The sequence below is a fragment of the Rugosimonospora africana genome, assembly GCF_016862975.1.
Lineage (GTDB): Bacteria > Actinomycetota > Actinomycetes > Mycobacteriales > Micromonosporaceae > Rugosimonospora > Rugosimonospora africana.
Map to the genome: position 1 here is coordinate 25,485 of NZ_BONZ01000078.1, position 25,932 is coordinate 51,416.

Below are 25,932 nucleotides of genomic sequence, written 5' to 3' on the forward strand. Positions count from 1 at the left end.
GTCGTGCGCCTACTGCTCCTTGCCCGGACGCGCGGCGGCCAGCAACTCCTGCCGGTGGCGTGCGTGCGAGTATGCCCAGCTCACGGCCTCGAACATCGGGCGCGGCAGTTTGGCGAACTTGTCGAAGCCCCGCATCAGCGTCTGGTGGATGACGCGCACTTCCTGCGGCGCGAACCCGGCCTCTTCCAGCAGGTTTCCCAGGTTCAGCGGCGACCAGGTGTACAGGTGCCGGTTGATGTCGCCCGGGTACCAGCGCCGCTGCGCGCGCCAGTCGTCGATGGGCAGCACGAGCACGAGCGTGCCGTCGGGCTTGAGCTTGGGCCTGAGCTGTACGAGAGCCTCGTACGGGTGCGCGATGTGCTCAAGGGTGTGATTGGAGACCACGACGTCGGCGATCGCGTCCGGCACATCGGCCAGGTTCTTGTACGCCTCGATGTTGTGTTCCCGCTCGGCGGACTCCCGAGCCACGTCGTTCAGTTCTACCCCGATCTTTCGGGCACCCGGCAACGCGGCCAGCATGCCGCCCCCCGCGCACCCGAAGTCCAGGACGGTGTCGGTCGGCCGGATGTACGGCGCGAACCTGGTGACCTTGATCCGGGTCTTGACGCCGATGTGCTGGTTCTGCCATGCGAAGTAATTGGCGTCATAGTGCTCGGATGCCCCATAGGTAGGGGTGCTCGATGCCATGCCTCCTCCTGTAAGGGTCTTCCGGCGTGGAATCGACGCAGCATAGCTCACCCGTCACGACCATGAAAGATCAGAAGCCACCAACCACGGGAAACGGGCAGGCGTACGGGAAGGCGTCAACGAGTCGGAATCCACACCCGCATGGTGCTCGGCCCGCGATTGGCCCATCGGTAATACGGTATGAGCGGAAGCTCGATGTCGCGGCCATCCTCCGCGTACGCGTCGGGTCGGTACAGCTGCTCGGTGTCCTCCTGTGGGGCGAGCAGCGTTCCGGCCGCGGCGGCACCATCGCCGAGAGCACGCAGCGGTTGCGTGGAATCGATGCGCAGTGCCTGAACGTCCGCTCCGTCGGGCAGGTCGACCGACTCCGCGCACAGCACGAGCGGGCCGCGCTCCACCGCGATCGTGCCGCGCACGGCGTCGACCTTCGGGTTGGCGACCGTCCACCGTGGAGCGATCGGGAGCCGGAGGGTGATGCGGCTGCCCGCCGCGGCGTCGTGGACGGTGTGGGACGGCGCGTGCGCCTGCGCGACCTTGCCGTCGACCTCGACCGTGGCGCCCTCCGCCCAGGCGGGGATGCGCAGGGTCAGCGTCCACGAGTCGCGGGGCGCGCCGACCACGGTGACGGCCACTTCACCGTCGTCCGGGTAGCGGGTGGACACCGAGAGGTGCGCGTGCCGCCCGTCGCCGAGAGCGGCACTGATCTCGCCGGGAACGTACTGAAGGACCTGAACGCCGTCGGTGCTCGTGGTCGCCACGTAGGTGGCGAGTTGGGCGAGGGTACGGGCGACGTTCGGCGGGCAGCAGGAGACCTCGAACCAGGGTGCGCGCAGTTGGGCGTGCGCGCGGGGGCTGACCTCGTCCGGGTCGCTGGGCTGGCCGGCGACGCGCTGCTGCAACGGGTTGGTGTAGAAGAACGCCGTGCCGTCGGTGCTCGGCGAGGCGGCGATCACGTTGTACAGGGTGCGTTCGATGGTGTCGGCGTAGCCGAGGTTGCCGGTGGCCAGGAGCAGCCGCCACGAGACCATGATGGACGCCACGCCGGCGCAGGTCTCACAGTAGGCGCGGTCGGGCGGCAGCTCGAAGTCGTCTCCGAACGCCTCGTCCTGGTGGTGTGAGCCCATTCCGCCGGTCAGGTAGGTGCGCCGCCGAAGCGCCCGCTGGTACTGGTGCTCGACCGCCTCGGCAAGCGAACGGTCCTGCTCCTCGACCGCGGCGTCGACGGCACCGGCGGCCAGGTAGAGAGCGCGTACGGCGTGCCCGCGCAGCACCTGCGCGTCCGCGATCGGGATGTCATCTTGGAAGTAGGACCGCCCGTACTCGATGTCCTGCAGGCTGTGTCGCCCCCGCCGGTCCAGGAACAGGCGGGCCTGCCGCAGGTACCGGCTCTGCCCGGTCGCGCGGTACAGCTCCACGAGCGCGGTCTCGATCTCGGGGTGGCCGCAGATGCCGGCGAGCCCGGTAGGGCCGAAGGTGTCGCAGATGTGGTCGGCGGCCCGGCAGGCGATCTCGACGAGCCGGTCGTGGTGCCCGGACCTGATCCGTGCCACGGCCGCCTGGATGAGGTGACCGTAGCAGTAGAGTTCGTGGCCCCATTCCAGGTCGGAGTAGCGCGGCGGCTGGCCCGGGTTGCCGTGCCGGGTGTTGAGGTAGCCGTCGGGCTGTTGCGCCGGCTCGATCCGGTCGACGATCGCCTGCAGGCGCCGTTCCAGCTCCTGGTCGCCGGTGCGGGCGATCTCCCACGACATCGCTTCGAGCAGCTTGTAGACCTCGGAGTCGGAGAACTCGCGTCCGGTGCGGGACGCGGCGATGGTGCCGTTCACGACGGCGTCGAAGTTCGCGTGCCAGCCGACCCGCTCCTGCCACCGCGCGATGTGTGGAATGATCGCGTCCCGGTTCAGCTGTTGCCGATGCCCCCAGAACCCGCCTGAGATACGGACCTTGTCGATCCCCAACGGGCGCAGGGATCCCGTGCCCGGTGCGACCGGTGCGACCGTGAGGTGGGTCGAGGTGCCGCTGTCCGGCTGCGTCACCGTGTGAGCGTCGTTCACTGTGTGGGTCATCCTTTCACCGCGCCCGAGGTGAAGCCCCGGATGTAGTGGCGCTGCAGAGCGAGGAACAGAATCACGGCCGGGATGGTCAACACGACCACGCCGGCCGTGGTCGATCCGTAGTCGATGACGCCCATGGTCTGCTGGCGCATGTTGACCAGCGCGAGCGGCAGCGGGGCGTTGTTCATGCTGAGCAGGTAGAGGGAGACCATGAAGTCGTTCCAGGCGGCCAGGTAGGCGAACAGGCCCACAGTGATGAGGCCGGGGCGCACCGCCGGAATCATCACCCGGCGGAATGCCTGGAACGCGTTGCACCCGTCGATCAGCGCCGCGCTCTCCAGATCACGCGGTACCGCGGTGAACGAGGTGCGCATCATGAAGATGCCGAACGGGATCTGGAACAGGGTCAGCACGAGTACGACGCCGAACAGCGAGTTCTGCAGGCTGAGGTCCTTCATCCAGACCAGCAGCGGAATGAGCAGGGTGGCGTACGGGATCATCATGATCGACAGCACCAGCACGAACATCACGTTCTTGCCGCGGAACCGGAAGCGTGCGAAGGCGTACCCGCCGGTGGCCGCCAACAGCAACGTGAGGATGGTCGCGCCGATCGAGATGATCAGGGAGTTCATCAGGTACCGGGGCAGCCCGTACCCGTACGAGAACAGCGTCTCGTAGTTGTTCAAGCCGAACCCGTGCTTCTGGGCGGTGCCGGGGCTGGGCGACACCGAGCTGACCGCCGCCCAGACCAGTGGCAGGACGAACACCACCGCCATGACGGTCGTGAGGGTGTAGTACACGGAACGGGACGCGACTGATGCTTTCATGGCCGGCTACTCCTCGTCCGCGCCGACGCGCAGTGCGCGCAGTTGGAGGGTGTTGATCACCACGAGTGCGAGCAGCAGGAGGACCGACAGCGCCGCGGCCATGCCGAGGTCCTTGTGGGTCTCGAAGGCATCCCGGTAGATCAGCTGAACGACCGTCATGGTCGAGTTGTTGGGGCCGCCCTTGGTCAGGATGTAGAACTGGTCGAAGGCCAGCAGCGAACCGGTGATCGACAGGATCATCGTCATCGCGATGGTGGGTCGCAACAGCGGCAGCGTGATGCTGGTCAGCGTCTTCCACCTGCCCGGCCCGTCCAGTTTGGCGGCCTCGTAGACCTCGTTGGGGATGGCCTGCAGGCCGACCATGTTCAGCAGCATGTAGAAGCCGGCGAAGCGCCAGACCACGAGGATGACCGTTCCCCACAGCGCCCCGCTCGGTGAGCCCAGGACGGAGGACTGGCCACCGGGGCCGCCCAGCGCCTCCAGGATGTGGGTGATCGGGCCGACCTGGGGCGAGTACAACGCGTAGAACAACAGAGACGCCGACGCGATGCCGAGCGCGGAGGGGACCAGGATCGCGGTACGCAGAAGGTTGTTCCACTGCCGGGCCTCCTGGACCAGCAGGGCGAGCCCGAGCGCCACCGGCATCAGGATGACCGTGGTGAGCGCGGTGTACTTCACGGTGAACCAGATGGACTGCTTCAGCAGCGGATCGTCGAACAACCGGGTGAAGTTGTCCGGGAAGTTGTTGCCCTGGGCTCCCCCCAGAAGCGTCCAGCGCGAGCCCGCCATCACGACGACCACGACGATGGGGGCGACGAACAACAACAGGAGCAGGATCGCGGTCGGGGCGGCGAAGAGCCATCCGGTGCGGTTTTCGGCGCGACTGGTCCTGGACCTGCTCGCGACACGACGCGCTTGCCGTCGTGGCGTCCCTGTAAGGATCGGGGTCACCGACTGGTCCGGGTCGTGGCTCGGCGCCAGACGCGCCGGGCCGGACTGGTCGGACGACTGGTCCGGGTCGTGGTGCGGCGCCAGACGCGCCGAGCCGGACTGGTCGGAAGATGTCGGTGGGGCCATGCTCTGACCTCCGTGGAACTTTTACGTGGGCGTCCGGCAAAAACCGGGAACGGCTCGACTACCGAGCCGTTCCCGGCTGGCGTTTCGATGGTGCGGCGACTGGTCCGGCTCCGTGCGGCTGACGCCGCGCGGCGACCCAGGCCGGTCGGTTACTGCCCGAGGGCGCTGGTGATGGCCTGGTTGTCCGAGTCAACCTTCGACGCGTCGCCCCAGACGGCGTCCTGGAAGAGGATCTGCCAGGGGCTGCCGGCCGCGTTGAACGCCTCGTTGAAGTTCGTGGCGATCGGCGTCTGCCCGGTCTTGATGGTGCCGTTGGCGATCAGGGTGCGCGGGTCGGCGCTCTTGTAGCCGTTCTCCAGCACCTTGATGTTCGACGCGGTGTCGTTGTTGTCCGCGAACACGGACTGCTGTGCCTGCTCGCTCATCAGCCAGGCGAGGAAGTTCCACGCCTGGGCGACGTGCTTGGAGTCCTTGCTGATGCCGATGGCGTCCCCACCGAGGAAGGTCGAGGAACCGCCGTCGACGCCGGGGATGGGCGCCACGCCGATCTGGAACTTCGAGGTCTTGAACAGTGCGCTGACCGCCGTGGCGGGGTACGGCTCGACACCGACCTTCCCGTTCTGGAACGGTGCGGTCCAGGTGGCGCCGGTCTCGGTCTTCGACCCGGCCCCGAGCCCGTTCGGCGTGTTGGCCAGCTCCCGGTAGGCCGCGTAGATCTTCTTGGCCGAGTCGCTGTTGGCCATCGACTGGGTACCGGCGTCGTTGAGCGCCTTTTCGCCGTTGCCCCAGAGCATCGGGAACAGTGTGAAGACCAGCGCACCGCCGGACTGGCCGGCGACGTAGGTGCCTGCCACGTCCTTCTTGCCGAGTGCCGCTACCGCCTTGGCCTGGGTCACGAAGTCGTTCAGGTTGGCCGGGCCCTTTTCCGGATCGAGTCCGGCCGCCTTGTAGAGGTCCTTGTTCCAGACCATCACCGAGATGTCGGTGACGAACGGGAGGGTGTGCTCCTTGCCGTCGACCGTGCCCGCCTTGATGTGCCCGGACTGGAGGTCGGCCTTGTTCGGCAGAGCGTCGATCTGCTGGGTCAGATCGCGGAAGATGCCCTGCTGCGTCCAGTACGGCACGCGCACGACGTCACCGGCGAGGATGTCCGGCAGGCTGTCGGTCTGAACGGCCGCGCCGACCTTGCCTTCGACGTCGTCGTTGGGCAGCAGTTCGAGCTTGACCTGGTTCTTGTGCGACTTGTTGTACTCCTTGACCGCGTTGGTCGCCTGCTTCTCCAGGGGAGCGCGCGACCAGAGCGTGATGGTCGTTCCGTCATCCGTGCCGCCCGCCGGGACGGACACGGAACCGCTGTTGCCGCTGCTTCCGCCGCCGCACGCGGCGAGGGCCAAGACAACGGAGCCGGCGACCGCGACCGCGGCGAGGGCCAGCCGGCTGCGGCGAGGAGTGAGAGCTATCTCTTCCATACCTGGTGCCTTTCATTCTCGACGCGGAGAACTGGCCGACCTGTTGCGCGAGGTCGCATGTTGATTGGTAGCTGACCGCTCTCGGCCCGTCCCGAAAAGATCGAAAAGCTTTTCGGGAACGTAACATGGGCGCTACAACCACGTCAAGGAATGTCCGACGGCCTCCTGCTAGCCTCTCGGGGAGACCTTGCGTAGTATCCCCGCAGGAGCCCGAAATTGGTTGAGAAGAGCAAGCCGGCCACACTCAGCGATGTCGCCCGTCTGGCCGGCGTCTCGGTCGCCACGGCGTCGAAAGCCTTGAACGGACGCGCGCAGGTGCGCGCGTCAACGCGCGAAAAGGTATTCCGTTCCGCCGAGGCGCTCTCGTTCATCCCCAATCCGCTGGCGCAGGGGCTGCTGTCCGGCCAGACCGGCACGGTCGGCCTGCTCACCTCCGACCTGGAGGGCCGATTCTCGATCCCCATCATGATGGGCGCCGAGGACGCCTTCGGCGCCGACTCGACTTCGGTGTTCCTCTGCGACGCCCGCGGTGACGCGATCCGTGAACAGCACCAACTGCGCGCGCTCTTGTCCCGCCACGTGGACGGCCTCATCATCGTCGGCGCCCGGCCGGATCCCCGCCGTTCGCTCGGGCCTGACATCACGGTACCGGTCGTGTATGCCTACGCGCCGTCGGACGATCCCGAGGACTACTCCATCACCAGCGACAACGTGCACGGCGGACGGCTGGCCGCCGAGCACCTGCTGGGCATCGGCCGGCGCAGGATCGGCATCATCACCGGAGACTCCGGGTACGGCGCGGCACACGACCGGGTGACCGGAGCGGCCGAGGCGTTGCACGACGCCGGTCTCGAACCGGTGGAAGCGGCCTTCTTCGGCTCGTGGTCGGAGAGTTGGGGCAGGGGCGCCACGCGCATCCTGCTTGAGGGACACCCCGAGATCGACGGGCTGATCTGCGGGAGTGACCAGATCGCGCGGGGCGCGATGGACGCGCTTCGCGAACTGGGGCGCGAGATCCCCGACGACGTGGCGGTCGTCGGCCACGACAACTGGGAGGTCCTCGCCACGGACGCCCGCCCGCCGCTGTCCAGCATCGACATGGACCTGCAGGAACTCGGCCGCCGAGCCGCCGAGAAGCTGTTCGAGGCGATTGACGGCCGGCCGTCGCACGGGATCGAGAAGCTCCCCTGCCGTCTGATGGTGCGCGGGTCGACCACTCCCACGCACTGAACCCGGGCGTTGGAGCCTTTTGGCAAACCTCTGGCCGAGCGAGCCGCGAGCCAGGCTGCGTCCGGCAAGGCGGAGGTTCGCCCGGATACCGGTGTTGTATCCGGGCGAGCCGACAACGCCGCCGGTCGCCGCCTGGGCGCGGCGCAGCCGGTCAGCTGGGTTTGCCAACAGGCTCTTGCACGTCCGCGGGCCCGAGCATGTGTTCGAGCAACTGGGTGAGCCGGTGGCGCTCCTGCTTGCCGAGGCGGCCCGTGGCCGAGGCTAGCGCGCGACGGACCTCACCGTGCGCCTGCTGCGCGAGTTCGAGACCGGCAGCGGTCATGTAGACGTCGACGGCGCGGCCGTCGGTGGGGTTCCTCCCCCGCTCCAGCAGCCCTCGCCGCTCCGCGCGGTCGACCAGCCCGGACATCGTCGACTTGTCGAGCCCCAGGAAGTTTGCCAGGTCCGTCATCCGGACCCGGCGATCGCGCAGGATCCCGAGCACCCGCAGCTGGGTGAGCGAGAGGTCATACTGCGCCCCGATCCGGTTGAGCACGCCCATCACGACGAAGGCGCTCCGCGCGAGCGCGTCCACCAGCGCCTCCCCGTCGGGATCGGGCCGCCCGGCGTCGCCGCGCGGTTCGTTCTCCCGGGTTGGTTCCATCGGCACGACGCCATCATACGCGGCATGGTTTGTAGTACGAATCAAACTCGCCGGACCTCACGACGTGATGGTTGAGAGATTCGCACCATCTGATCCGCATTTGCGGGACCTCCCGGCGGCGCGAGCAGATCTTCCTCGGTGCAGAAGATTGTGCACCCTAGGTGTTGAACGCGACACTCTGAGTACACATCGATGGAGGTACCGATGATGCGCACCCCCGCACTGGTCATGGACCTCTCGGTCGTCGAGGCCGCCTACCGCCGCTTCACCACGGCGATGCCATCCATCGCCGTGCACTACGCGATGAAGTGCAACCCGCACCAGGACATCCTGACCACACTGCGGTCGCTCGGGTGCCGGTTCGAGATCGCGTCCGCGCCGGAGCTCGATCAGCTCCTCGCGCTCGGCGTCGACCCCGCGACCGTGCTCTACAGCAACCCGATCAAGCCCGCGGCACACATCCGCGACGCGTACTACGGCGGCGTGCGCAGCTTCGCGTTCGACTCACTGGATGAGGCAGCCAAACTCGCCGCCCTGGCGCCGGGCTCAAACGTCATCGTCCGGCTGGCCGCGCTCACGACTCCCAGCGGCGTGCCCAGTGAGGGGAAGTTCGGCGTCGACCCGGACACCGCGGTGCGGCTGCTGGCTCAGGCGCGGTCGCTCGGCTTGTGCCCGTTCGGGGTCACGTTCCACGTCGGTTCGCAGATGCTCGTACCGGAAGCGTGGCGGCCGCCGCTCGTGGCGGTTCGTCGCATGATGCATCAGTTGGCGGACATGGGGATCTTCTTGCAAATGGTGGATCTCGGTGGCGGCTTTCCGGCACCGTACGGCGCGAAGCCGCCACCGCTCGAACGCTACGCCGCGGTGATCGAAAACGGTCTGGCCGGGTTGCCTTATCCGGTACGGGCGGTGGTCGAGCCGGGCCGGGCCCTCGTCGCCGAGGCGGGCACGCTGACCGCGACCGTCATCGGCACCGCGATCCGGAGCGGGAAGAGATGGATCCACCTCGACGCCGGCGCGTTCAACGGGTTCATGGAGAGCCTGGAGACGGGCAACGAACTGCGGTTCCCGGTGAGCGATTCGCGGGGCAGCGCGGTGCGCGACCGGTTCCAGCTCACCGGTCCCACGTGCGACAGCCAGGACACGATCCTCTTCGATGTCGAACTGTCCGCCGATCTCTCGACCGGGGATCTCGTCCACCTCGGCACGGCGGGTGCCTACACGACGGCGTACGCGTCGACGTTCAACGGATTCGAGGTTCCCACGGTCAGATGTGTATCGGGGAGCCGGCTGATTGAGGCGACGGTCGATTGAATCTCAACTTGACGTTGGGTAGTGTCGCCGCGACGCAGGGTTCCCCGGCCAATTCCCATCGTCCTCACATACCGGTGACCCCTGAAAGCGAACTGTCTGGGCTCACCTGAGGGGGTTCCCGTGAGACGCCGACGCTTCAGATGCTTGCTCGCCGTACTCTCGCTCGTCGCCGGCCTGATCGCAGTGCCGGCCCAGGCACACGCGGCCGACGAGAGCGCCAACAGCACCGGATACGCGGCGGTCATCCGCCGCACCAGTTACGGCATCCCGCACATCACCGGATCCACTTTGGCCAATGTCATGTTCGGTCAGGGTTGGGCCTATGCCGAGGATCGGTTCTGCGACCTCGACGACCAAGTGATCAAAGTACGTAGCCAGCGGTCCAGGTGGTTCGGGCCGGGCGCCGACGGCGCCAACATCGCGACCGACCTGGGGTACCGGGAAATCGACATCATGGGCCTGGCGACCGCGCAGTTGGCCCGTCTGTCCACAGAGGAATCCCAGGTGATCGAGGGCTACGTCGCCGGCTACAACGGCTACCTGGCCAAGGTGGGCGCCGCGAACGTACCGGGGTGGTGCGCCGGCGCGCCGTGGATCACCCCGATCACCGACGTCGACGTCCTCGCGTACCAACGTGATGTGGCGTTGCTGGGCAGTGGGCAGAACTTCCTCGCCGCGATGGCCGCGGCCTCGCCGCCCGGATCGGCCGCTCCCACAGTCGGCGGGACGCTGGTGGAACAGGGCGTGCGCAACGCCCTCGCGCAGGAGGCCGGCGACGGCGCGCTGGGCAGCAACGGCTGGGCGCTGGGGAGCCAGAAATCCACCACCGGCAAGGGTGCCCTGGTGGCCAACCCGCACTTCCCGTGGCAGGGCAACCTGCGCTTCTGGGAGTCGCAGCTGACCGTTCCCAACCAGTTCAACGTGTACGGCGGCAGCCTCGGCGGGGTACCGGGCGTGCAGATCGGATTCACCAACAACGTGGCCTGGACGCACACGATCGCGGCCGGCGCCCGGTACACGTTCTACTCGCTGAACCTGGTGCCCGGATCGCCCACCAGATATCTGGTCGACGGCGTACCCGAGGCGATGACGTCGAAGACCATCACGATCCAGGTGAACTACGGCAGTGGGCCGGTGAACTACACCACGACGCTCTACCAGAGCCGCTACGGCCCGATCATCGACCTGTCCTCGCTCGACCCGGGCCTGGGCTGGTCGACCGCCAGCGCGATGACCTACCGGGACGCGAACATCGACAACGACAGAATAATGCGGCAGTGGCTCGACATCGCGAAGGCGGGGGACGTCGGCGGCATCCGGGACGCGATCACCCGCGACCAGGGCATCCCGTGGGTGAACACGATCGCGACGGACAGCGCGGGCCACGCCTGGTACGCGGACGCCTCGCAGACCCCCGACCTGTCACCGGCCTCGATCGCGGAGTGGGAGAGCAACCCGCTCGGCATTCTGGACGGCAGCAACAGTGCCAACGCGTGGGTGACGGCGCCCGGTGCGCGCTCCCCCGGCCTGATCCCGTTCGGGGCGCAGCCGCAACTGCAGCGCGGCGACTACGTGTTCAACGCCAACGACAGCCACTGGCTGGCCAACACCAAGCAGTTGCTGACCGGGTACTCGCCGCTGCAGGGTTTTGAGGGCATGCCGCAGACCGTACGGACCCGGCAGAACGTCGCGCTTCTCGAGGGCAAGTTCCCCGGCACCGTCGACTCGTCCGGACGGTTCAGCCTGACCGGCCTGGGCACCGCGATCCTGTCCGACACCACGTTCACCTCCGACCAGCTTGCCTCCGCGGTGGTGACGGCCTGCCGGGCGCGGGGTTCGACCCCGGTGGTGGTGGACGGCAACTCGGTGAATATCAGCCCCGGCTGCTCCGCGCTCGCCGCCTGGGACCGCACGTTCGACGTCGGCAGCGGTGGTGCGGTGCTGTGGCGGGAAACCATCGCGTCGGTACTCGACCAGTACCCGGACGCGTTGACCACGGCCGGTCCGCTGTGGGGAGTGTCGTTCAGTCCGACCGACCCGGGCCACACGCCACGTGGCGCACCGGCCGACCCGATGCCGCTTCTCCAGGCGATGGCGCGGGCGATCCTCCGGTTGCGGGGCCTCGGGTACGCGCCGAATGTGAAGCTGCAGACGGTGCAGTACACGATCAAGAACAACGTACGGATCCCGGTTCCGGGCGCCGGCGAGAGCGTCGGAATCGCCAACGCGGTGTATTTCGAGGACGACACGAACACGTCCCTTGAACCGCGGATGAGCGGCGGCACCCCGCTCGCCGGCACGGATCTGACCAGTGCCGGCTATGTCGTCAACTTCGGCACCAGCTTCCTGGCCACCGTGCAGTTCGCCGCGTCCGGCCCGCAGGCCCGGGGCCTGCTCACCTTCGGCGAGTCCGGCAGCCCGTCCTCACCGCACTACTCCGACCAGACCCAACTGTTCAAGACGAAGACACTGCGACCGATGCTCTACACCGACAGCGCGATAAACAGCGATCCGAACCTGACCGTGGAGGCCATCCTGGGCCTGCACCTCTCCTGAGGAACCCGGCGCAGGCAGTCCCTGGCGCGGGCCGCTCACCGGCTCGCGCCGGGGCTGCTGCGACAACGGTCGATCCCCACCCGGGTTGGACGGCGCTCCCGGCTCGGCCTCGCTCAGTGGACCGGATCTATCTAAGCACCGTCACTTGCGCAACGGCGTCACCTAATGTTTCGGCAGCGGTCACCCGGGAGTGGTGGTCAGCGGCGATCTCCCCGGCGAGAGTGCATTCCGCAGGACTGTCTTTTCGCAGGGAGGCGAACAGTGGGCCTCAAGCCCAAGACCTGGAGTAGAAGGACCCGCCGCGCGGTGGGCGCCGGCACGGTGGTTGCCGCCGCGCTGGCCATCGCCGCCGCGACCACCCCGGCCTTCGCCGGAGTGAACGGCCACGGCAACGACAAGCCGAAGCCGGTGGTGCACACCTCTACCCCGATCAAGCACGTTGTGGTCATTTTCCAGGAAAATGTCTCATTCGATCACTACTTTGGCACGTACCCGAAGGCTGCCAACACCGACGGCACCCCGTTCAAGGCGAAGTCGGGTACCCCGCAGGTCAACGGCCTGGACAAGAAGCTGCTGACCAACAACCCCAACGAGTACAACCCGACCCGGTTGACTCCGGACCAGGCCCTGACCTGTGACCAGAACCACGGGTACGGCGCCGAGCAGAAGGCGTACGACGGCGGCAAGGCCGACGCGTTCGTCCAGAACACCGAGACCGACAAGTGCACCGGCCAGCCGATCCTCTTCGGCCAGCCCGGTCTGGTGATGGACTACTACGACGGCAACACCGTGACGGGTCTGTGGAACTACGCGCAGAACTACGCCATGTCGGACAACTCGTTCTCCACCGGGTTCGGCCCGTCCACCCCGGGCGCGCTGAACCTGATCTCGGGCAACACTCACGGCGTCATCGCGGTGGACTCGAAGACCGGTGAGAAGGTCAGCAACTCGCTGGCCACCTCGCCGGACGCCAAGGGCGTGGGCACCGTGATCGGTGACCCGGACCCGGCGTTCGACGACTGCTCGGACAACAACCACACCTCGACCAACGCTCTCGCCAAGATGACCGGTCAGAACGTCGGTGACCTGCTCAACAACGAGGGTGTGACCTGGGGCTGGTTCCAGGGCGGCTTCCGGCCGACCGGTTCGGCCAACGGGTACGCGGTCTGCGGCGCGACGCACACCAACATCGGTGGCAACGCGGTGACCGACTACAGCCCGCACCACAACCCGTTCGAGTACTACAAGTCGACCAGCAACCCGAAGCACCTGCCGCCGTCGTCGGTGGCCAAGATCGGCCAGACCGACCAGGCCAACCACAACTACGACCTGACCGACTTCGACGCCGCGCTGTCCGCGGGCAACCTGCCGGCGGTCAGCTTCCTGAAGGCGGGCGCCTACCAGGACGGTCACCCGGGCAACTCGGACCCGCTGGACGAGCAGCAGTTCGTCGTCAACGAGATCAACAAGCTGCAGAAGTCCAAGGACTGGGACTCGACCGCGGTGGTCATCGCGTACGACGACTCGGACGGCTGGTACGACCACGTCACCCCGCCGATCGTCAACGGCTCCACCGACTCGGCCAATGACCAGGCCGCGCTGTGCGCCCCGACGAAGAAGACCAAGCCGCTGAACGGCTACCTCGACCGGTGCGGCTACGGCCCGCGCCAGCCGCTGCTGGTCGTCAGCCCGTACAGCAAGACGAACTTCGTCGACCACAGCGTGACCAACCAGGCATCGATCCTGCGGTTCATCGAGGACAACTGGAAGACCGGCCGGGTCGGCGACGGCTCGTTCGACGCCTCCTCCGGCACGCTGAACAACCTGTTCAACTTCCACCAGAAGCCGAACACCAAGCCGGTCCTGCTTGACCCGAAGACCGGCGCGGTCACGAAGTAACACCTACGCAGCACCCAGCCGGTGGTAACCACCGGCGTTCCGGGGCCGGGCAGCGACATGTCGCTGTCCGGCCCCACCCTTTTCCAGCCGTGCTCAGAGGGCGTCCCGGATGGTTCGTTCCACCGGTGACAGGTCGGCGTCCGCCCGGGCCAGGTCGAGCGGCACAGCGGGGTACAGGGGCGGCTGGGCCATGAACCGGGGCTTGTGACCGTGGTGTGGCTGGGCGGCGTGCACCAGGAAGGGATGGCACAGGTACACGTCGCCGGGGTTGCCCGTGGCGAGCGCGATCGGCCGGTGCGCGGACCGGGCTTCGACCTGGTCGGCGATGCGGAACATCGACACGCCCCGTTCGCCGTACGGGCGCAGCAGCGGCGGGATGTCCAGGTGCGAGCCGACTCTGATGCGGGTGGGCGCGTCCGGCTCGTCGACCTCGGTGAACAGGAACAGCATGAGCAGTGCCCGGTCCTTGGAGTACAGATTCAGCCAGTAGCTCTTCGCGCCGGGTGGCCGATAGCTGCCTTCGACGTGCCAACCGGCATCGTCGGGCTGCTCGGAGTGCGGGAACCGCAGCGGGAACGAGCCGAGCGAGGCCCGGGGCGCCCACCGGCCCGCTCCGGTGAGCGCGTCGAACGCGTCGTGCAGTCGTGGTGTGTTCACCGCCCGCTCGAACGGCTCCTGGGCCATGCCGCTGACCCAGTACACCGGCTTGGCCCAGCTGGACCGGTCGTGCGGGTCGACTCCGATCTCGGCCCACAGCAACTGGGCGCACTCCTCGGCGACGTCTCGGGGAAACGCCTGCTCAAGCTTGACGAAGCCGTTCTCCATGAAGCCGCGTACCACATCATCGTCCACGTCCGGATCTTGACGGGTGACCGCTGGCGCCGGCAATTCGTTTTCAGTCCGCCGCCGGACCACCGCAACAGGAGCAGTCGGGCGAGCAACCGCTTCCTTCGGTCCGCTCCCCCGCCGCGGTCGCATCCGCGGAAGGGACGGCGCAACAGGTGTCCCCGCGCCAGGCTTCCCGGCCCTCTTTCACGGCGACCACGGCGATGACCAGTCCCGCCACCGGATCGGCCCACGCCCAACCGAACAGGCCGTTGAGCGCCAAACCGACCAGGAGCACCGCCGACAGATACGTGCACAGCAGAGTCTGCTTCGAGTCGGCGACTGCGGTGGCCGACCCCAACTGCCGGCCCGCGCGCCGCTGCGCCGCGGACAGCAGCGGCATCACCACCAGGGACACCGCGGCCAGCGTCAGCCCGGCCAGCGAGTGTCTCGCCTCTCCGTGCCCGAGCAGCGCCCGCAACGAGCCCACGGTGACGTAGGCGGCCAGGGCGAAGAACGACACCGCGATGATCCGCAGCGCGATCCTCTCCCGGGCCTCCCGAACCGCATGCTCCCGGGCCGCGAACTGCCAGGCCACCGCGGCCGCGGAGGACACCTCGATCACCGAATCGAGACCGAAGCCCACCAGCGCCGTCGACGACGCGGCCACCCCGGCCGCGACCGCCACCACCGCCTCGACCACGTTGTACGAGATGGTCGTCGCAACCAGTAACCGCACCCGGCGAGCCAGGGCATCACGCCGAGCCGGTGTCAGCCCCACCGCACCCGGAGCGCTCATCAGCAGCACTCCTCGGTCGCCGTGTCCGCGCACACCGTCGGGTCCACAGCCAACACCAGTCCGAGCAGGTCGCCCAGCGCGTGCGCCAGCCGCCCGTCGGCCAGCTCGTAGCGGGTCCGGCGCCCCTCCGGAACGGCGACCACAAGGCCGCAACCACGCAGGCACGCCAGGTGGTTGGACAGGTTCTGCCGGCTGGTGCCCAGCGACTGCGCCAAATCGGCCGGATATCCCGGTCCGTCGCGCAGTGCCAGCACCAGCCTCGACCGGATCGGGTCGGACAACGCGTGCCCGAACCGAGCGAGCACCTGCCCATGTGTCAGCGTCAGCACACCCACACAGTACAGCAAAGACTGTATTCAGCCGAAGCTTTACTACCGATCAGCGCCGCCGCCTTTCACGCGGGGAGGCGGGCGCCTGACTGGCGCCCGCCTCCCCGTCCGGTGCGATCAGGGTCGTGGCGAGAGGTCAGTACCGCTGCCCGTCGCCGTACGGGTAGATCGGTGCCCGCTGGCCGGTGAGGATGCGCCTGAGGTTGTCAGCTTGTCGGGTCCAGGTCTCCTTGGCTACCCGCGCGTGGACACCGGCCCATCCGATGAACGTCCCTCGCTTCACATCCGCGTGTTGCGAGAGGTACAGGCTGCCGTGCGATTGGCTGAGGCTGAAGGTGATGGTCCCTCCCGGGTAGTCGAAGTAGTTGTTGGACACCACGGTGAACTTGAAGCTGGTCGGCCCGGGCAGGTCGATTCGCACATCGCCGACGCCGTGAGCCCAGGTGTACGCGGCGTGGAGGGTGCACTTCGCCCCTTGGACGAAAGCCGAGCATCCGGTGATGGGGAACGGGAAGATGTCCTTCGGATGCTGCCGGAAGTAGGCCATGGCCTTCTCCGGCGATCCTGTCAGCGCAACCGGGCCGATGTACTCGCGGTAGTCGTAGTGGTAACCCCACTGGTTCTTCTGCTCTTCCGGCTTGTCCCCCAGGCCGAACGGAGGCGGGGAGCCGGTACCGCTGCAGTAGTACGGGGCGAAGCTGCCCTTGACCCCACAGAAGTAGGCGACCGCCAGCGGCACCAGTTGCCCCTGGGAGCTGGTGCATTCCCAGCCCCAGCACGAGCTCGACGCGCCACGACCCGACGAGGAGCTTCCCGAGCGATGTGAGCCGCCGCTCGAGTGGTGACCGCCTCCGGAGGAGTGCTTCGAGCCGCCCGGGTGACCGGTGGTGCCGCAGCCGCCGGCCCCGGACTCGCAGGGGACCATGAGACCGGTGGGGTCGGTGAACGTGGTGGGGTTGTCGTTGGCGTAGGCGTACGGGTTGGCGGCCTCGGGTTTGTCGTTGTTTTCCAGGGGGTCGGGCGACAGGAATCTGCCGATCGTGGGGTCGTAGTAACGCGTGCCGAGCAGGTCCAGGTTGGTCGAGTCGTCCTGCACCTTGCCGAGGAACCCGTGGTCGCCGGGGATCTGGCCGGTGGCCCCGCGGGGTGCCCCGTAGGGCAGGTACCGTTGCCGGCTGACCGTGCCCGCGGCGGTGATGGCCAGGTCTTCCGAGCCTTGGGCGTCCGCGGTCAGCCAGGTCAGGCCGGCCGGGGTGCGTTCGCCGACAGTGGTGCCGTCGGCCGTGTCGTAGTAGCGGGTGGCGGTGGGTGTGGCACCACCGACGCTGGTCAGTTCGGTGTTCTCGAGGAACAGCGTGGTGGAGCCGGGGTCGCGGCGGATGAGCCGGTTGCCGTCCGCGTCGTAGACGAACGACGTGGTCTTCCCGCTGGTGGCCACGCTGGCGAGCTGACTGTCGACGTTCCAGGTGAGCGTCGAGGTCACGCCGGCCACGGTGCGCGTGGCGAGTTCGCCGTTCGCGTCGTACGCATAGGTCTTGCTGCCCACGGCGGTTACCGCGTGCGGTCGGACGGCGGCGCTTCCCTGGCTGGGATAGGTGTAGGTGGTGGCGACACCGTTCTGGGTGCTGCTGGTGATGTTGCCGGCACCGTCGTAGACGTAGGTGAGGTTGTACGGGTCGGGCCCCGCGTTGTCGGCCGGCTGCCCGCAGCCGGTGGCGTTGGTGTAGGCACTGGTCAACCGGTGTCGGCCGTCGTAGCCGAAGCACTGGGTCTGGCTCGCCACGTGGTCGGTGACGGAGGTGACGCTTCCGGTCTGGTCGTAGCCGTACTCGTCGTTCTGCACGGTGTTGCCGCCGACGAGGGTCTGGATGGTGGCCAGCCGTTCGGTCGACGCCTGGTAGGTGTAGACGCGCTGGACGGTGGGACTGTACTGCCTGCCGGCCAGCTTCCCGTCGCCGCCGAAGGTGGTGGAGGCCACGTAGGTCGCCGAGCCGATGAGGGTGTCGGGCAGACCCAGCGAGGTGTACTTCTGGGTCACCGTCTCGCCGGGCAGTCCGCCGGCCGGCGGATAGGTGATGGAAACCTTGTGGTCGGCCCCGTCGTACCCGTAGGAGAAGTCGTACGTGGGCGCGAATCCATCACCGGCGGCGATCCGGTACTCGCGGTTGGTGATGCGGTACCGGCCGTCGTACCCGGTGACCGCGACGGTGTACGCCTGGCTCCCGGAGTAGCTGGTGGAGCTGGCCGGCTGGCCGAGCCCGTGCGGCACGGTGTCGTAGGTCTGCTCGGTCAGCTTGGTGCCGGTGTTGAGGTCACCGAGCCAGGTGGACGTCTCCCGGTTCATCGCGTCGTACCCCGTGGAGATCTTCTGGTTCTTGGCGTCCGTGGTGGTGACGAGGTTGCCGTTGAGGTCGTAGGTGTTGGTGGTCGTTCCGTTGTCGGGATCGGTGGAGGTGAGGGCGTGCCCCGCCCAGTCATAGGTGTAGGCGGTGACGTTGCCGTTGGGGTCGGTGATCCGGGTCAGGTGCTTGTGGTCGGTCGTGTAGGCGTAGGTGTAGTCCTGGTGGGTGGTGGCGTCGAGGTAGTTCTCCACCTTCATGGTCTTGTCGAACACGTCGGTCCAGGTGACGACCTGCCCACCGGCCGGCGGCACGGTCACGCTGTGGTCGCCGTGGTCGGTGGTGGTGGTGCGCCACAGTTCGGTACCGGCGTTCATGATGGCCTCGACGGACTTCTGCTCCAGCGCGTCGTAGGTCGTCTTGGTGTACTGCGGGATCGCCGTCTCGGCCGGATTCAGCAGGCCGGATCCCGCGGCGGCGGAGTTGTAGAAGGGAGTGGAGACCAGTGCGGTCAGCCCCCGGCTGTCGTACCGGGTCACGGTCACCAGCCGCCCGCCGTTCTGCGGCGAGGGAGTCTGCACCTCGACCGGCTCGGCGAACCCGTCCTGGTATGCGTGGCCGACCAGCCACACCGCGCTCGACCCGGTACCCGACTGCAGTTGCTGAGTGATGACATCCGTCGGTCCGGTCGGCGCGGCGATGCCGGTGACCGGGGTGGTGTAACTGTAGGAGAACGACGGGGTTCCGCCCGAGCGCGGCTCGGTCGGTCGCCACACCTTGACCACCCGGCCCAGGGCGTCGTAGTCGGTCTCGGTCACGTTTCCGTTGGGGTCGGAGACCTTGGTGGTCTGCCCGAGGGCGGGGCTGGTCCAGGTCACCGTCTTGTGTCCCAGCGGGTTGGTGACGGTGACGCCGTTCGTCGGGTACCCGGTGGCCGGGCTGTAGCTGGTCGTTGTCGTCTGGTGCAGCGCGTCGGTCGAGGTGAGTACCCGACCCTCGTCGTCGTAGGTCTTGTCGGTGGCGGCGTAGGTGGTGTCATTGGCGTAGACGCGCACCTCGGTGGGGTTACCGTCGACCGGCTTGTTCACCGTGGCACCGGTGGAGGTCGCACCGTCGTACAGCGTGACGGTCCGCGAGACGGCCGGGCCGGTGCAGGAGTTCTGGCGCTGCTCCACCGTCTCCGGGTAGTTCATCATCCAGCGCCAGTCGTCTGTGTCGCGAGCGTACGTCGTCGTGGTGCAGACGTCGTCGGTCGACACCGCGCTGTCGCCCTTGTCGATCTCGGTGGAGACCAGACCGTAACTGTCGTAGGTGTAGTCGGTCTCGCTGACCCGCCACGAGCCGTCGTCGCGGCGGTCCCGGGTCAGGTGCGACGCCTGCCGGATCATGTGCGCGTTGTGCAGCCCCGGCCCGTTGGCCGTGATCCCCGGATCGTTGTAGGTCCACCGCTCGGAGGACACTTCGGTGGGGCTGCCGGCGGCGTCGAGCCGGTACTGCTGCTGCTGCAAGGTCAGGCCCTGCAGGAAGTGCGAGTCGGGATGGGGGTTGTTGTCGTAGTCGGTCACCGAGACCGCGGGGTTGGTCCCGTCGACGTGGACGTTCTGGTCCATGCCCCGGTAGTAGGTGGTGGTGGTGACGGTCTTCTCCGGGTTGGTTCCGCTGCCCTTGGTCACCTTCACCTGGCCGTACCCGCGCCAGTCTCCGTAGGACTGTTCCTTGTCGGGCAGCAGCATCTCGTCATCGTGGTGCCAGGCCGCACCGCCGAGGTACTCGTACGTGGTCAGCCGATCCGGCTGCCCACCGACCTTGTCGATTTCCTTGACCGACTTCACCACGTACTTGTGGAAGATCCCCCACCCCGGGTCGGCGTCCTCCGGCTTGAACAGCTGGGGGAAGCACTCGTCGGTGTTGGTGTCCCAGTGCCCGTCCTTCTTCGAGTACCAGGCGTCCCAACCCGATGCCTTGACTCCGCCGGTGAAACACGCGTTCTGGTGGTCGTAGACGATGTCGGTCTCTCCGCCGAACGCGTTGTGGATCGCGGTGAGACGTCGCATCGGCAGGGTCAGCACGCCGGCCGGAAGGTTGTAGTCGACCCGGTTGTTGTAGTTCGTGCCGTCGAACGATGTCACGCCCTCCCGGAGCGTGCCGCCCGTATATCCGATCCGTCGCACGTAGTCCAACCACAGCGACGAGCTCGACGTGTCACCGGTCGCCGGGTACGAGTGCTTGAGCTGCCACTTGGTCACCTCGTCGTACCCACCCGAGGTGTTCTGCACGAACGCGTGGATCGAATCGAGCATGTCGCTGATGAAGAACGTCGGCGAGTGCTTCGAGCAGGAGGTGGAGCACAGCAGGTCGGTCGGCACGTCCGGGTAGGACTTCGGCGAGTCCGCCTGCGTCGGGCAGGTCGGCTCCGGCGTGGTGTCCGGATCGTCGATCGTCGTGCGCTGGGTGCACCGGTTGTAGTTCTGGAACGTCACGTACGCCGGCGCCGGCGCATCGGCCGCCCACACCTTCCCGTACTCGATCTTCGCCAGGTAACCGCCCCGGACATAGTTCAGGATGTTGCCCGACGAGGCGCGCTTGTAGCTGTTCGTCTCCGTGTTGTAGAAGTACACCTGGTACGTCTCGTTCGGGCTGTGCACCTCGTCCACGTTCCACCGGTACGTCTGCTGGCACGACGCCAGGTTGTCCTGGTGACACGGCTCCCCGGAATCGTCGGACACCACCGGCACGGTCCAGTTGGAGTTCGTCGGCGTCGCCGTCGAGCGCCGCTGATCCTGCCCGTACCCGAAGAAGTACTGGGTACCGTCCAGTGTGGACACTTCCCAGAACTCGCCGTCGTTGTCCCCGTTCGGGCCACCGGTGTGGTGCTCGATCCGGTACGACTGGTCGTCCTTCATCCGGTAGCTGCCGTCGGCAGCCAGGATCAGCTCGCTGGTACGGCCACCGATCGAGATCACGTACGACGCGGCGTCCGGATGCCCCGAGTACGGCGACGACCAGCACAGGTCGCCCCACGTCGACGGCTGCCCGTCGTCGGCACACGGCTTGTACTGCCGTTCGATGTAGGGCACGTTGATGTCCCAGCCCTGCCCGATCCAGGACGCCTGGCCGTTGTGCTTCGAGGTGCGGCCGTCCACGCTGCCGGAGTCGTAGTCCAACGACAGGTCCGGCGGCTCACCGTACGGGGGCTTGGGAAGGTCGATCGGGTACGAGTAGGCGAAGCTGCCGCCCGAGTCGCCCGCCTGCCACGTCTGCGCCACGCTCAGGTCCGTCGCCCGGTAGTCCCCCGCGGGGCTCGATGGCCCCGAGTCCAGCGCGACCATCCCGTCGCTGCCGGACACCGGTACCGTCGCCGTCAACGTACGGCTGGTCGCGTTGTTGTCCGCCTCGACCGGGGTGCCGTGCGCACAGGCCGGCGTGTCCGGTGCGGTCGCGCAGCTCGCCGGCAGTGCCACCAACCGCAGTCGTTGTGCGTAGTTGGCACCGGCCGCCTCGGCGAACCGCGAGTAGTCCACGGTCAACCGCACCCGACCGGCGGCCTGCTGCCCGTCGGCCCGCCGCAGTATCAGCGCCATCGCGACGCCCGGGCCGAGCTTCGCGGCCGCGGCGTGGTCGAGGTTGCGCACGCTCACCGTTGCCGGCGCCGCCGCGTTGCCGCCCGGCGCGGCCACCGTCACCGGCAGCGAGCCCGCTTTCGCCGGGCTGCCGCCCCCGGCCGGCACCGACAGCGTCATCGACGCGGCCGCCGGGTAGCTCGGCGTGGCCATCGCCGGACCCGGCTTGTCCGGGTCGTTCCGCGCCGCCACCGACGGCGCGCCGCGGCCCGGCACCGACGGGCTCACCGCCGCCGGCAACGCCGCCGTGTGGCCGCGCGTGGCCTTGGCCGCTGCCATACCGGGCGTGATTGCCAGCGTGCCTGCCGCCATCGAAGCGCAGACCACCACGAGAAGCGGCATCGATCTTGTGACCCGCCGCAGCGGGACACGGGGATATGGAACCATGGACACACTCCCGGGGGTGAGTGGCGGTTGGGTCACCCCGCGGGTGGCGTGGGCAACCCCATTCGTGGAAACACATATCGAAGGGTTTCAGCACGCTAGCCGCTCGACATTGCCACGTTCATTGCCAAGCTCCATGCCGCACATCTGCCTTCGATGGCGAGGCCGGCGGCTTGTGGCACGATTTCCGGCTATGCGCCCTTATCGCGTCCTGCTGCTGGTGTCCACCGTGGCGGGCGGGCTGTCCGTCATAGCGGCACTGTTCTCCGGCTGGCGGGTGTCCGCGCAGTGCGGTGTGGTCGCGCTGGCCGTGCTGGTCGGATACGTGACGGTGGCCGGTCGCGCGGCACGGACGCGGGTTCGCTGGGCGCTGGCCGCGGGCATCGGGCTGCTCGCCGTGGTCATCGCGGTGAGGCTGTTCTGGTACCCCGGGCAGACGAGCGGCGGCGTCGACTGGTTCGCGTACCTCCCCGCGAGCGAGCTACACGGCGCCTTGCTCGATCAATGGCGACAGACGATCGATGGGGAACGGATTTTCGCGGTGGGGCGGCTGCTCGGTGTGCTGTGCTTCGCGGTCGCTGTGGTCGCGTTGCCCGGGCGGCATCCAGCGAAGCCGGCGATGGCGACCGCGGTCCTTTCGCTTCTGCTGCTCGCGGCGGTCGGCGCGGACGTGTGGAGCCGGCTCGGCGACGCTCCGGTGCTCGGCCTGCTGGGGGTCGGATGGCCGGCGCTACTCGTCATTCTGGTGGCGTTGGGGATCGCGGTACTGGCCGGCGGGCGCGCGGGTCGGGTGTGGTTACTTCCGGCCGGGGCCTTCCTGGTGGCGGCAGCGGCGGCCGTTGCCTTCGACGACTTGGCGGGCAGTTGGTCGGCGTGGCGGACGCTCTCCGGCTTCCGTGATGGCGACACCGTCTTCGCCGTCGCGGGGATGCCGGCGAACGCGAGTGGCTTGGCGGTGTCTGAGGCATTGGTCACCGCCATGACACTCGCCGGGCCCGCGCTGCTCGCGATCGGTGCCCTGCGCGCTTCCCGCGACGCCGTTCCAGCGCGCGAGGAGTAGGTCCGTCGCGCCGGTCAACTCCGGCGTGCGGCGCTGAGGGCGGACAGTCCGGTGGACAGCATGCGTTGGTCGGCCTCGTCGAGGCTGAGTCGTAGCGCGCCGAGGGCGACGGACTCATCGCCGAGGGTGGACGCACGGATTTCGGGTACCCGCAGGCACAGTCGTTGCAGCTCGCGGTGCAGGGGTTCGAGAATGAGGTCGGCGGAGCGGGAGAAGCCGCCACCGAGGACGACGACCTGTGGGTCGAGTGCGAGTACCAGAGCGGCCGCGCCGACAGCGAGGTCGCGGACGTAGCGGCGCACGGCGGTCTGGGCGTCCGCGTTGCCGGCACGGGCCGTGGTGAAGACCCAGGCGGCCTTGTCGTCGGGGCTGATCGTCTCGGGTGCGCCGGGGCAGTTTTCCAGGTGGGACGGGGCGGTGAGCCAGCGCACGGCGCGCAGCGCGCCGATCTCTCCGGCCGCTCCGCCGTAACCGCGGCGCAGGGTGCCGTCGAGGATGAGGCCGGCACCGGTGCGCATGCCGGCGAGCACGTACACGATGTCGTCGGCATCTTGCGCGACGCCGTGCCAGCGCTCGGCGACCGCGGCGAGCTTGCAGTCGTTCTCCACATAGACCGGGCAGGGGTACCGGGCGGTCAGGTACGCCACGGGATCCACCGCGGACCATCCGGGCAGCGGGGTGAACAGCGTGGTGCGCCCGGTGGCGTCCACCGGGCCGGTGACGCCCACGGTGAGCGCCCACAGGTCGTCGGGGGCGAGCTTGGTCTTGGTGAAGCAGTCGGCAATGGCGCGGTCGAGTGCGGCCAGGCGGACCTGGGGATCGGCGTCGGGGGCGACCTGGCGGCGGACGGTGTGCACGACGGTGCCGTCGAGGTCGGCGACCAGCCCGAGGATCTTGTGGACGCCGACGTCGACGCCGATGACGTAACCCGCGGCGGCGTTGAACTGGTACCGCCGGGCGGGCCGCCCGACGACGCTGCTGCCGGTGGGCTCGATGACGGTGGCCCAACCCTCGCTGACGAGGATCTGCGTGATGAGGTCGACGGACGGGCGGGACAGGCCGGTGCGGCTGGCCAGTTCGGTGACGGTGGAGGGTGGGTTGCCGCGAAGCGCCCGAACCACGCTGAGCGAGTTGAGTTCGCGCAGCCGGGCCAGGTCGGTCCCGGTCGTGATCGGGCCGGTCAAGCGGCCACCTCAAACGCCCCAGTCATCCGTCACCCCCACGAGAGTTTCGCTACGGTCTTGCTGAAGTCTAAGCCCTGTCCTGTCGATCCCGCCGAGTCGAGGGGCGGCGCGGTCAGGAGATCGGGTACCGCTGGCCCTGGTCAGGGGCGATCACCGGGCCGAAGTCGACCTCCCTGCCGTCCAGGCTGAACCGGTACCGGTCCAGCCGTCGCACCTGCGGGCGGCGGGAGAGGTACCGGGTCATGGTGTCCGACTCGTCCGGGGTCAGCCAGCCGGGCGGGTCGGAGACGGCGCGGAAGCCACAGATGTCGGCGAGGTCGCGCAGCCATCCGGTCTGCTGGTCGGTGAGCAGGTTGAGCCGGCTGCGGAAGTAGATGATGTCCGGATCGACCTCGATCAGGGGAGCCTGCCAGAGCCGGTGCACCGCGTTGACGACGGCGTTGCGCGCCATCGCGTCGGACGGGTCGTCGCTGGCGTAGTTCTGCCAGATGGGTGCCACGTCGGGTCCGCTGCGGATGCCGTCGAGCAGGCCGAGGGAGGGCAGCAGCGGGGCGCCGCTGCCCAGCAGGTACACGTCATCGCCGGCTACCTCGCGGACCAGCGCGAGGGCGTCGCGGTAGACCTGTTCGCGGCCGGTCCCGGCGGGCCGCCGCGCCGGCGCGATGGCGGCATTGACAAAGTCGATCTTGAGGTACCGGAAGCCCCACTGGTGCACGACCCGGTCGATCAGCTCGGCGAGGTGGTCGCGGGTGTCGGCGCGGGTAAGGTCCAGCGCGTAGTACCCGGTGTCCCAGTTGTACCCGGTAACGACGGGTTCGCCGCGCGTGTCGCGCAAGAGCAGTTCGGGGCGACGGGTGGCCAGTTCGGAGTTCGGCAGGGCGATGAACGGGGCGAGCCACAGTCCAGGAACCAGTCCGACGTCCCGGATCCGGTCGGCCAGCGCGCGCATGCCCGCGGGGAACTTCTCGTTGGGCCACCAGTCGCCGACACAGGTCTCCCAGCCGTCGTCGATCTGCACCACGTCGAACGGCAGGCTGCCCAGAGCGGAGATGTCCTTCGCGAGTTGGGTCTCGTTGACGGTCTCGTAGTAGGCGTACCAACTGCACCACACGTTGCCGGCCTTCCGGTTCCGGGCGCCGAGCCGGTCGGCCAACTGCGTGGTGTAGGCGGCGAACACGTCGTCCTCGTCGCCGTAGGCGAGAAACCAGGGCGCGTCGTCCCGCTCGTACCAGCCGGAGAGGGTGTCATGGTCGGCAGCCAGCCGCGGTACGTCCAGCCCAAGCGCGCCCAGCAACAGCACCCGGCCGTCGGAGGTGCGCAGGGCGGCGAGCGCCGAGGAGTGGTGGCGGTGCGGGTCGTCCCAGACTGTGTCGTCGGCGGTGAGCCGGCGGCGGGGGTCGGCGATGCGCAGTGGCGGCTCGGACAGCCGGCGCCATCCGCAGGGGCTCCACGAGTTGTGACCGTGCCGGTAGAACTCGGCGTCGCCCAGTCCGTGAAGCACGGCGACGCGGCCGGCGGGAAGCAGCAGCCCACCCGCGACGGGCTCGGGTGTGCCGGTGCCGGACAGCTGTACGGCGAAGCTGTGTCCGGCCAGTTCGACGAGCACGGCCATGGTTCTCCTTAACGAAGCGAGGAAGCG

General features: G+C 68.2%; 17 protein-coding genes. 5 read left to right on the plus strand and 12 right to left on the minus strand.

The features are described 5' to 3' along the window. Positions 1 to 9: 9 nt before the first annotated feature. The 5 genes from Raf01_RS36860 to Raf01_RS36880 all read right to left on the minus strand — a co-directional run bounded on the left by Raf01_RS36860 (position 10) and on the right by Raf01_RS36880 (position 6,111). Complete coding sequence (locus tag Raf01_RS36860) at positions 10 to 687, minus strand: class I SAM-dependent methyltransferase (RefSeq protein WP_203922744.1); 678 nt, start codon at positions 685 to 687, stop codon at positions 10 to 12. A 116-nt stretch (positions 688 to 803) separates the two neighbouring features. Further along, positions 804 to 2,750: a glycoside hydrolase family 127 protein gene (locus Raf01_RS36865; protein ID WP_203922745.1), complete on the minus strand. Its 1,947-nt coding sequence runs from the start codon at positions 2,748 to 2,750 to the stop codon at positions 804 to 806. Beyond that, complete coding sequence (locus Raf01_RS36870; RefSeq protein ID WP_203922746.1) at positions 2,747 to 3,565, minus strand: carbohydrate ABC transporter permease; 819 nt, start codon at positions 3,563 to 3,565, stop codon at positions 2,747 to 2,749. The genes Raf01_RS36865 and Raf01_RS36870 overlap by 4 nt, the downstream gene beginning before the upstream one ends. 6 nt (positions 3,566 to 3,571) lie before the next feature. Continuing rightward, on the minus strand, positions 3,572 to 4,642 hold the full coding sequence (locus Raf01_RS36875; protein ID WP_203922747.1) for a carbohydrate ABC transporter permease: 1,071 nt from the start codon (positions 4,640 to 4,642) through the stop codon (positions 3,572 to 3,574). A gap of 149 nt (positions 4,643 to 4,791) precedes the next feature. Beyond that, positions 4,792 to 6,111, minus strand: coding sequence for an ABC transporter substrate-binding protein (locus Raf01_RS36880; RefSeq protein WP_203922748.1), 1,320 nt, complete (start codon positions 6,109 to 6,111; stop codon positions 4,792 to 4,794). A 216-nt stretch (positions 6,112 to 6,327) separates the two neighbouring features. On the opposite strand from Raf01_RS36880, the gene Raf01_RS36885 reads away from it, so the two are divergent. After that, complete coding sequence (locus tag Raf01_RS36885; protein ID WP_203922749.1) at positions 6,328 to 7,341, plus strand: LacI family DNA-binding transcriptional regulator; 1,014 nt, start codon at positions 6,328 to 6,330, stop codon at positions 7,339 to 7,341. A 151-nt stretch (positions 7,342 to 7,492) separates the two neighbouring features. On the opposite strand, the gene Raf01_RS36890 is transcribed toward Raf01_RS36885, so the two are convergent. Then, positions 7,493 to 7,984, minus strand: a complete 492-nt coding sequence (locus tag Raf01_RS36890) for a MarR family winged helix-turn-helix transcriptional regulator (protein WP_203922767.1) — start codon at positions 7,982 to 7,984, stop codon at positions 7,493 to 7,495. A 204-nt stretch (positions 7,985 to 8,188) separates the two neighbouring features. Here Raf01_RS36890 and Raf01_RS36895 point away from each other — a divergent pair, with 204 nt between their 5' ends. The 3 genes from Raf01_RS36895 (at position 8,189) to Raf01_RS36905 (ending at position 13,753) form a co-directional block, all read left to right on the plus strand. Next, positions 8,189 to 9,298 (plus strand): type III PLP-dependent enzyme, encoded by a 1,110-nt coding sequence (locus Raf01_RS36895; protein WP_203922750.1) that lies wholly within the window; start codon positions 8,189 to 8,191, stop codon positions 9,296 to 9,298. Positions 9,299 to 9,442: 144 nt separating this feature from the next. Beyond that, positions 9,443 to 11,854 (plus strand): penicillin acylase family protein, encoded by a 2,412-nt coding sequence (locus Raf01_RS36900; protein ID WP_203922751.1) that lies wholly within the window; start codon positions 9,443 to 9,445, stop codon positions 11,852 to 11,854. A 261-nt stretch (positions 11,855 to 12,115) separates the two neighbouring features. Next, on the plus strand, positions 12,116 to 13,753 hold the full coding sequence (locus Raf01_RS36905) for a phospholipase C (protein ID WP_203922752.1): 1,638 nt from the start codon (positions 12,116 to 12,118) through the stop codon (positions 13,751 to 13,753). A gap of 93 nt (positions 13,754 to 13,846) precedes the next feature. On the opposite strand, the gene Raf01_RS36910 is transcribed toward Raf01_RS36905, so the two are convergent. From Raf01_RS36910 to Raf01_RS36925, 4 genes are all read right to left on the minus strand, one after another. Then, on the minus strand, positions 13,847 to 14,605 hold the full coding sequence (locus tag Raf01_RS36910) for a phytanoyl-CoA dioxygenase family protein (RefSeq protein WP_203922753.1): 759 nt from the start codon (positions 14,603 to 14,605) through the stop codon (positions 13,847 to 13,849). Positions 14,606 to 14,648: 43 nt separating this feature from the next. Beyond that, positions 14,649 to 15,377, minus strand: a complete 729-nt coding sequence (locus tag Raf01_RS36915; RefSeq protein WP_203922754.1) for a cation efflux transmembrane domain-containing protein — start codon at positions 15,375 to 15,377, stop codon at positions 14,649 to 14,651. Beyond that, on the minus strand, positions 15,377 to 15,712 hold the full coding sequence (locus tag Raf01_RS36920; RefSeq protein ID WP_203922755.1) for an ArsR/SmtB family transcription factor: 336 nt from the start codon (positions 15,710 to 15,712) through the stop codon (positions 15,377 to 15,379). The genes Raf01_RS36915 and Raf01_RS36920 overlap by 1 nt, the downstream gene beginning before the upstream one ends. A 130-nt stretch (positions 15,713 to 15,842) precedes the next feature. Then, positions 15,843 to 21,944, minus strand: a complete 6,102-nt coding sequence (locus tag Raf01_RS36925) for an RHS repeat-associated core domain-containing protein (protein ID WP_203922756.1) — start codon at positions 21,942 to 21,944, stop codon at positions 15,843 to 15,845. Between the two features lie 298 nt (positions 21,945 to 22,242). On the opposite strand from Raf01_RS36925, the gene Raf01_RS36930 reads away from it, so the two are divergent. Beyond that, the gene (locus Raf01_RS36930) at positions 22,243 to 23,109 is read left to right on the plus strand and encodes a hypothetical protein (RefSeq protein ID WP_203922757.1); all 867 of its coding nucleotides are present in this window, start codon (positions 22,243 to 22,245) and stop codon (positions 23,107 to 23,109) included. Positions 23,110 to 23,123: 14 nt separating this feature from the next. On the opposite strand, the gene Raf01_RS36935 is transcribed toward Raf01_RS36930, so the two are convergent. Continuing rightward, positions 23,124 to 24,293, minus strand: coding sequence for an ROK family transcriptional regulator (locus Raf01_RS36935; protein ID WP_203922758.1), 1,170 nt, complete (start codon positions 24,291 to 24,293; stop codon positions 23,124 to 23,126). 112 nt (positions 24,294 to 24,405) lie between these two features. After that, on the minus strand, positions 24,406 to 25,905 hold the full coding sequence (locus Raf01_RS36940) for a glycoside hydrolase family 36 protein (RefSeq protein WP_203922759.1): 1,500 nt from the start codon (positions 25,903 to 25,905) through the stop codon (positions 24,406 to 24,408). Between the last annotated feature and the right edge of the window lie 27 nt (positions 25,906 to 25,932).

Excerpts from the sequence above, each read along its gene's own strand:
- Raf01_RS36860 (WP_203922744.1), bottom strand. The coding sequence starts at position 687 with ATGGCATCGAGCACCCCTACCTATGGGGCATCCGAGCACTATGACGCC.
- Raf01_RS36865 (WP_203922745.1), bottom strand. The coding sequence starts at position 2,750 with ATGACCCACACAGTGAACGACGCTCACACGGTGACGCAGCCGGACAGC.
- Raf01_RS36870 (WP_203922746.1), bottom strand. The coding sequence starts at position 3,565 with ATGAAAGCATCAGTCGCGTCCCGTTCCGTGTACTACACCCTCACGACC.
- Raf01_RS36875 (WP_203922747.1), bottom strand. The coding sequence starts at position 4,642 with ATGGCCCCACCGACATCTTCCGACCAGTCCGGCTCGGCGCGTCTGGCG.
- Raf01_RS36880 (WP_203922748.1), bottom strand. The coding sequence starts at position 6,111 with ATGGAAGAGATAGCTCTCACTCCTCGCCGCAGCCGGCTGGCCCTCGCC.
- Raf01_RS36890 (WP_203922767.1), bottom strand. The coding sequence starts at position 7,984 with ATGGAACCAACCCGGGAGAACGAACCGCGCGGCGACGCCGGGCGGCCC.
- Raf01_RS36895 (WP_203922750.1), top strand. The coding sequence starts at position 8,189 with ATGATGCGCACCCCCGCACTGGTCATGGACCTCTCGGTCGTCGAGGCC.
- Raf01_RS36915 (WP_203922754.1), bottom strand. The coding sequence starts at position 15,377 with ATGAGCGCTCCGGGTGCGGTGGGGCTGACACCGGCTCGGCGTGATGCC.
- Raf01_RS36925 (WP_203922756.1), bottom strand. The coding sequence starts at position 21,944 with ATGGCAGCGGCCAAGGCCACGCGCGGCCACACGGCGGCGTTGCCGGCG.
- Raf01_RS36930 (WP_203922757.1), top strand. The coding sequence starts at position 22,243 with ATGCGCCCTTATCGCGTCCTGCTGCTGGTGTCCACCGTGGCGGGCGGG.
- Raf01_RS36940 (WP_203922759.1), bottom strand. The coding sequence starts at position 25,905 with ATGGCCGTGCTCGTCGAACTGGCCGGACACAGCTTCGCCGTACAGCTG.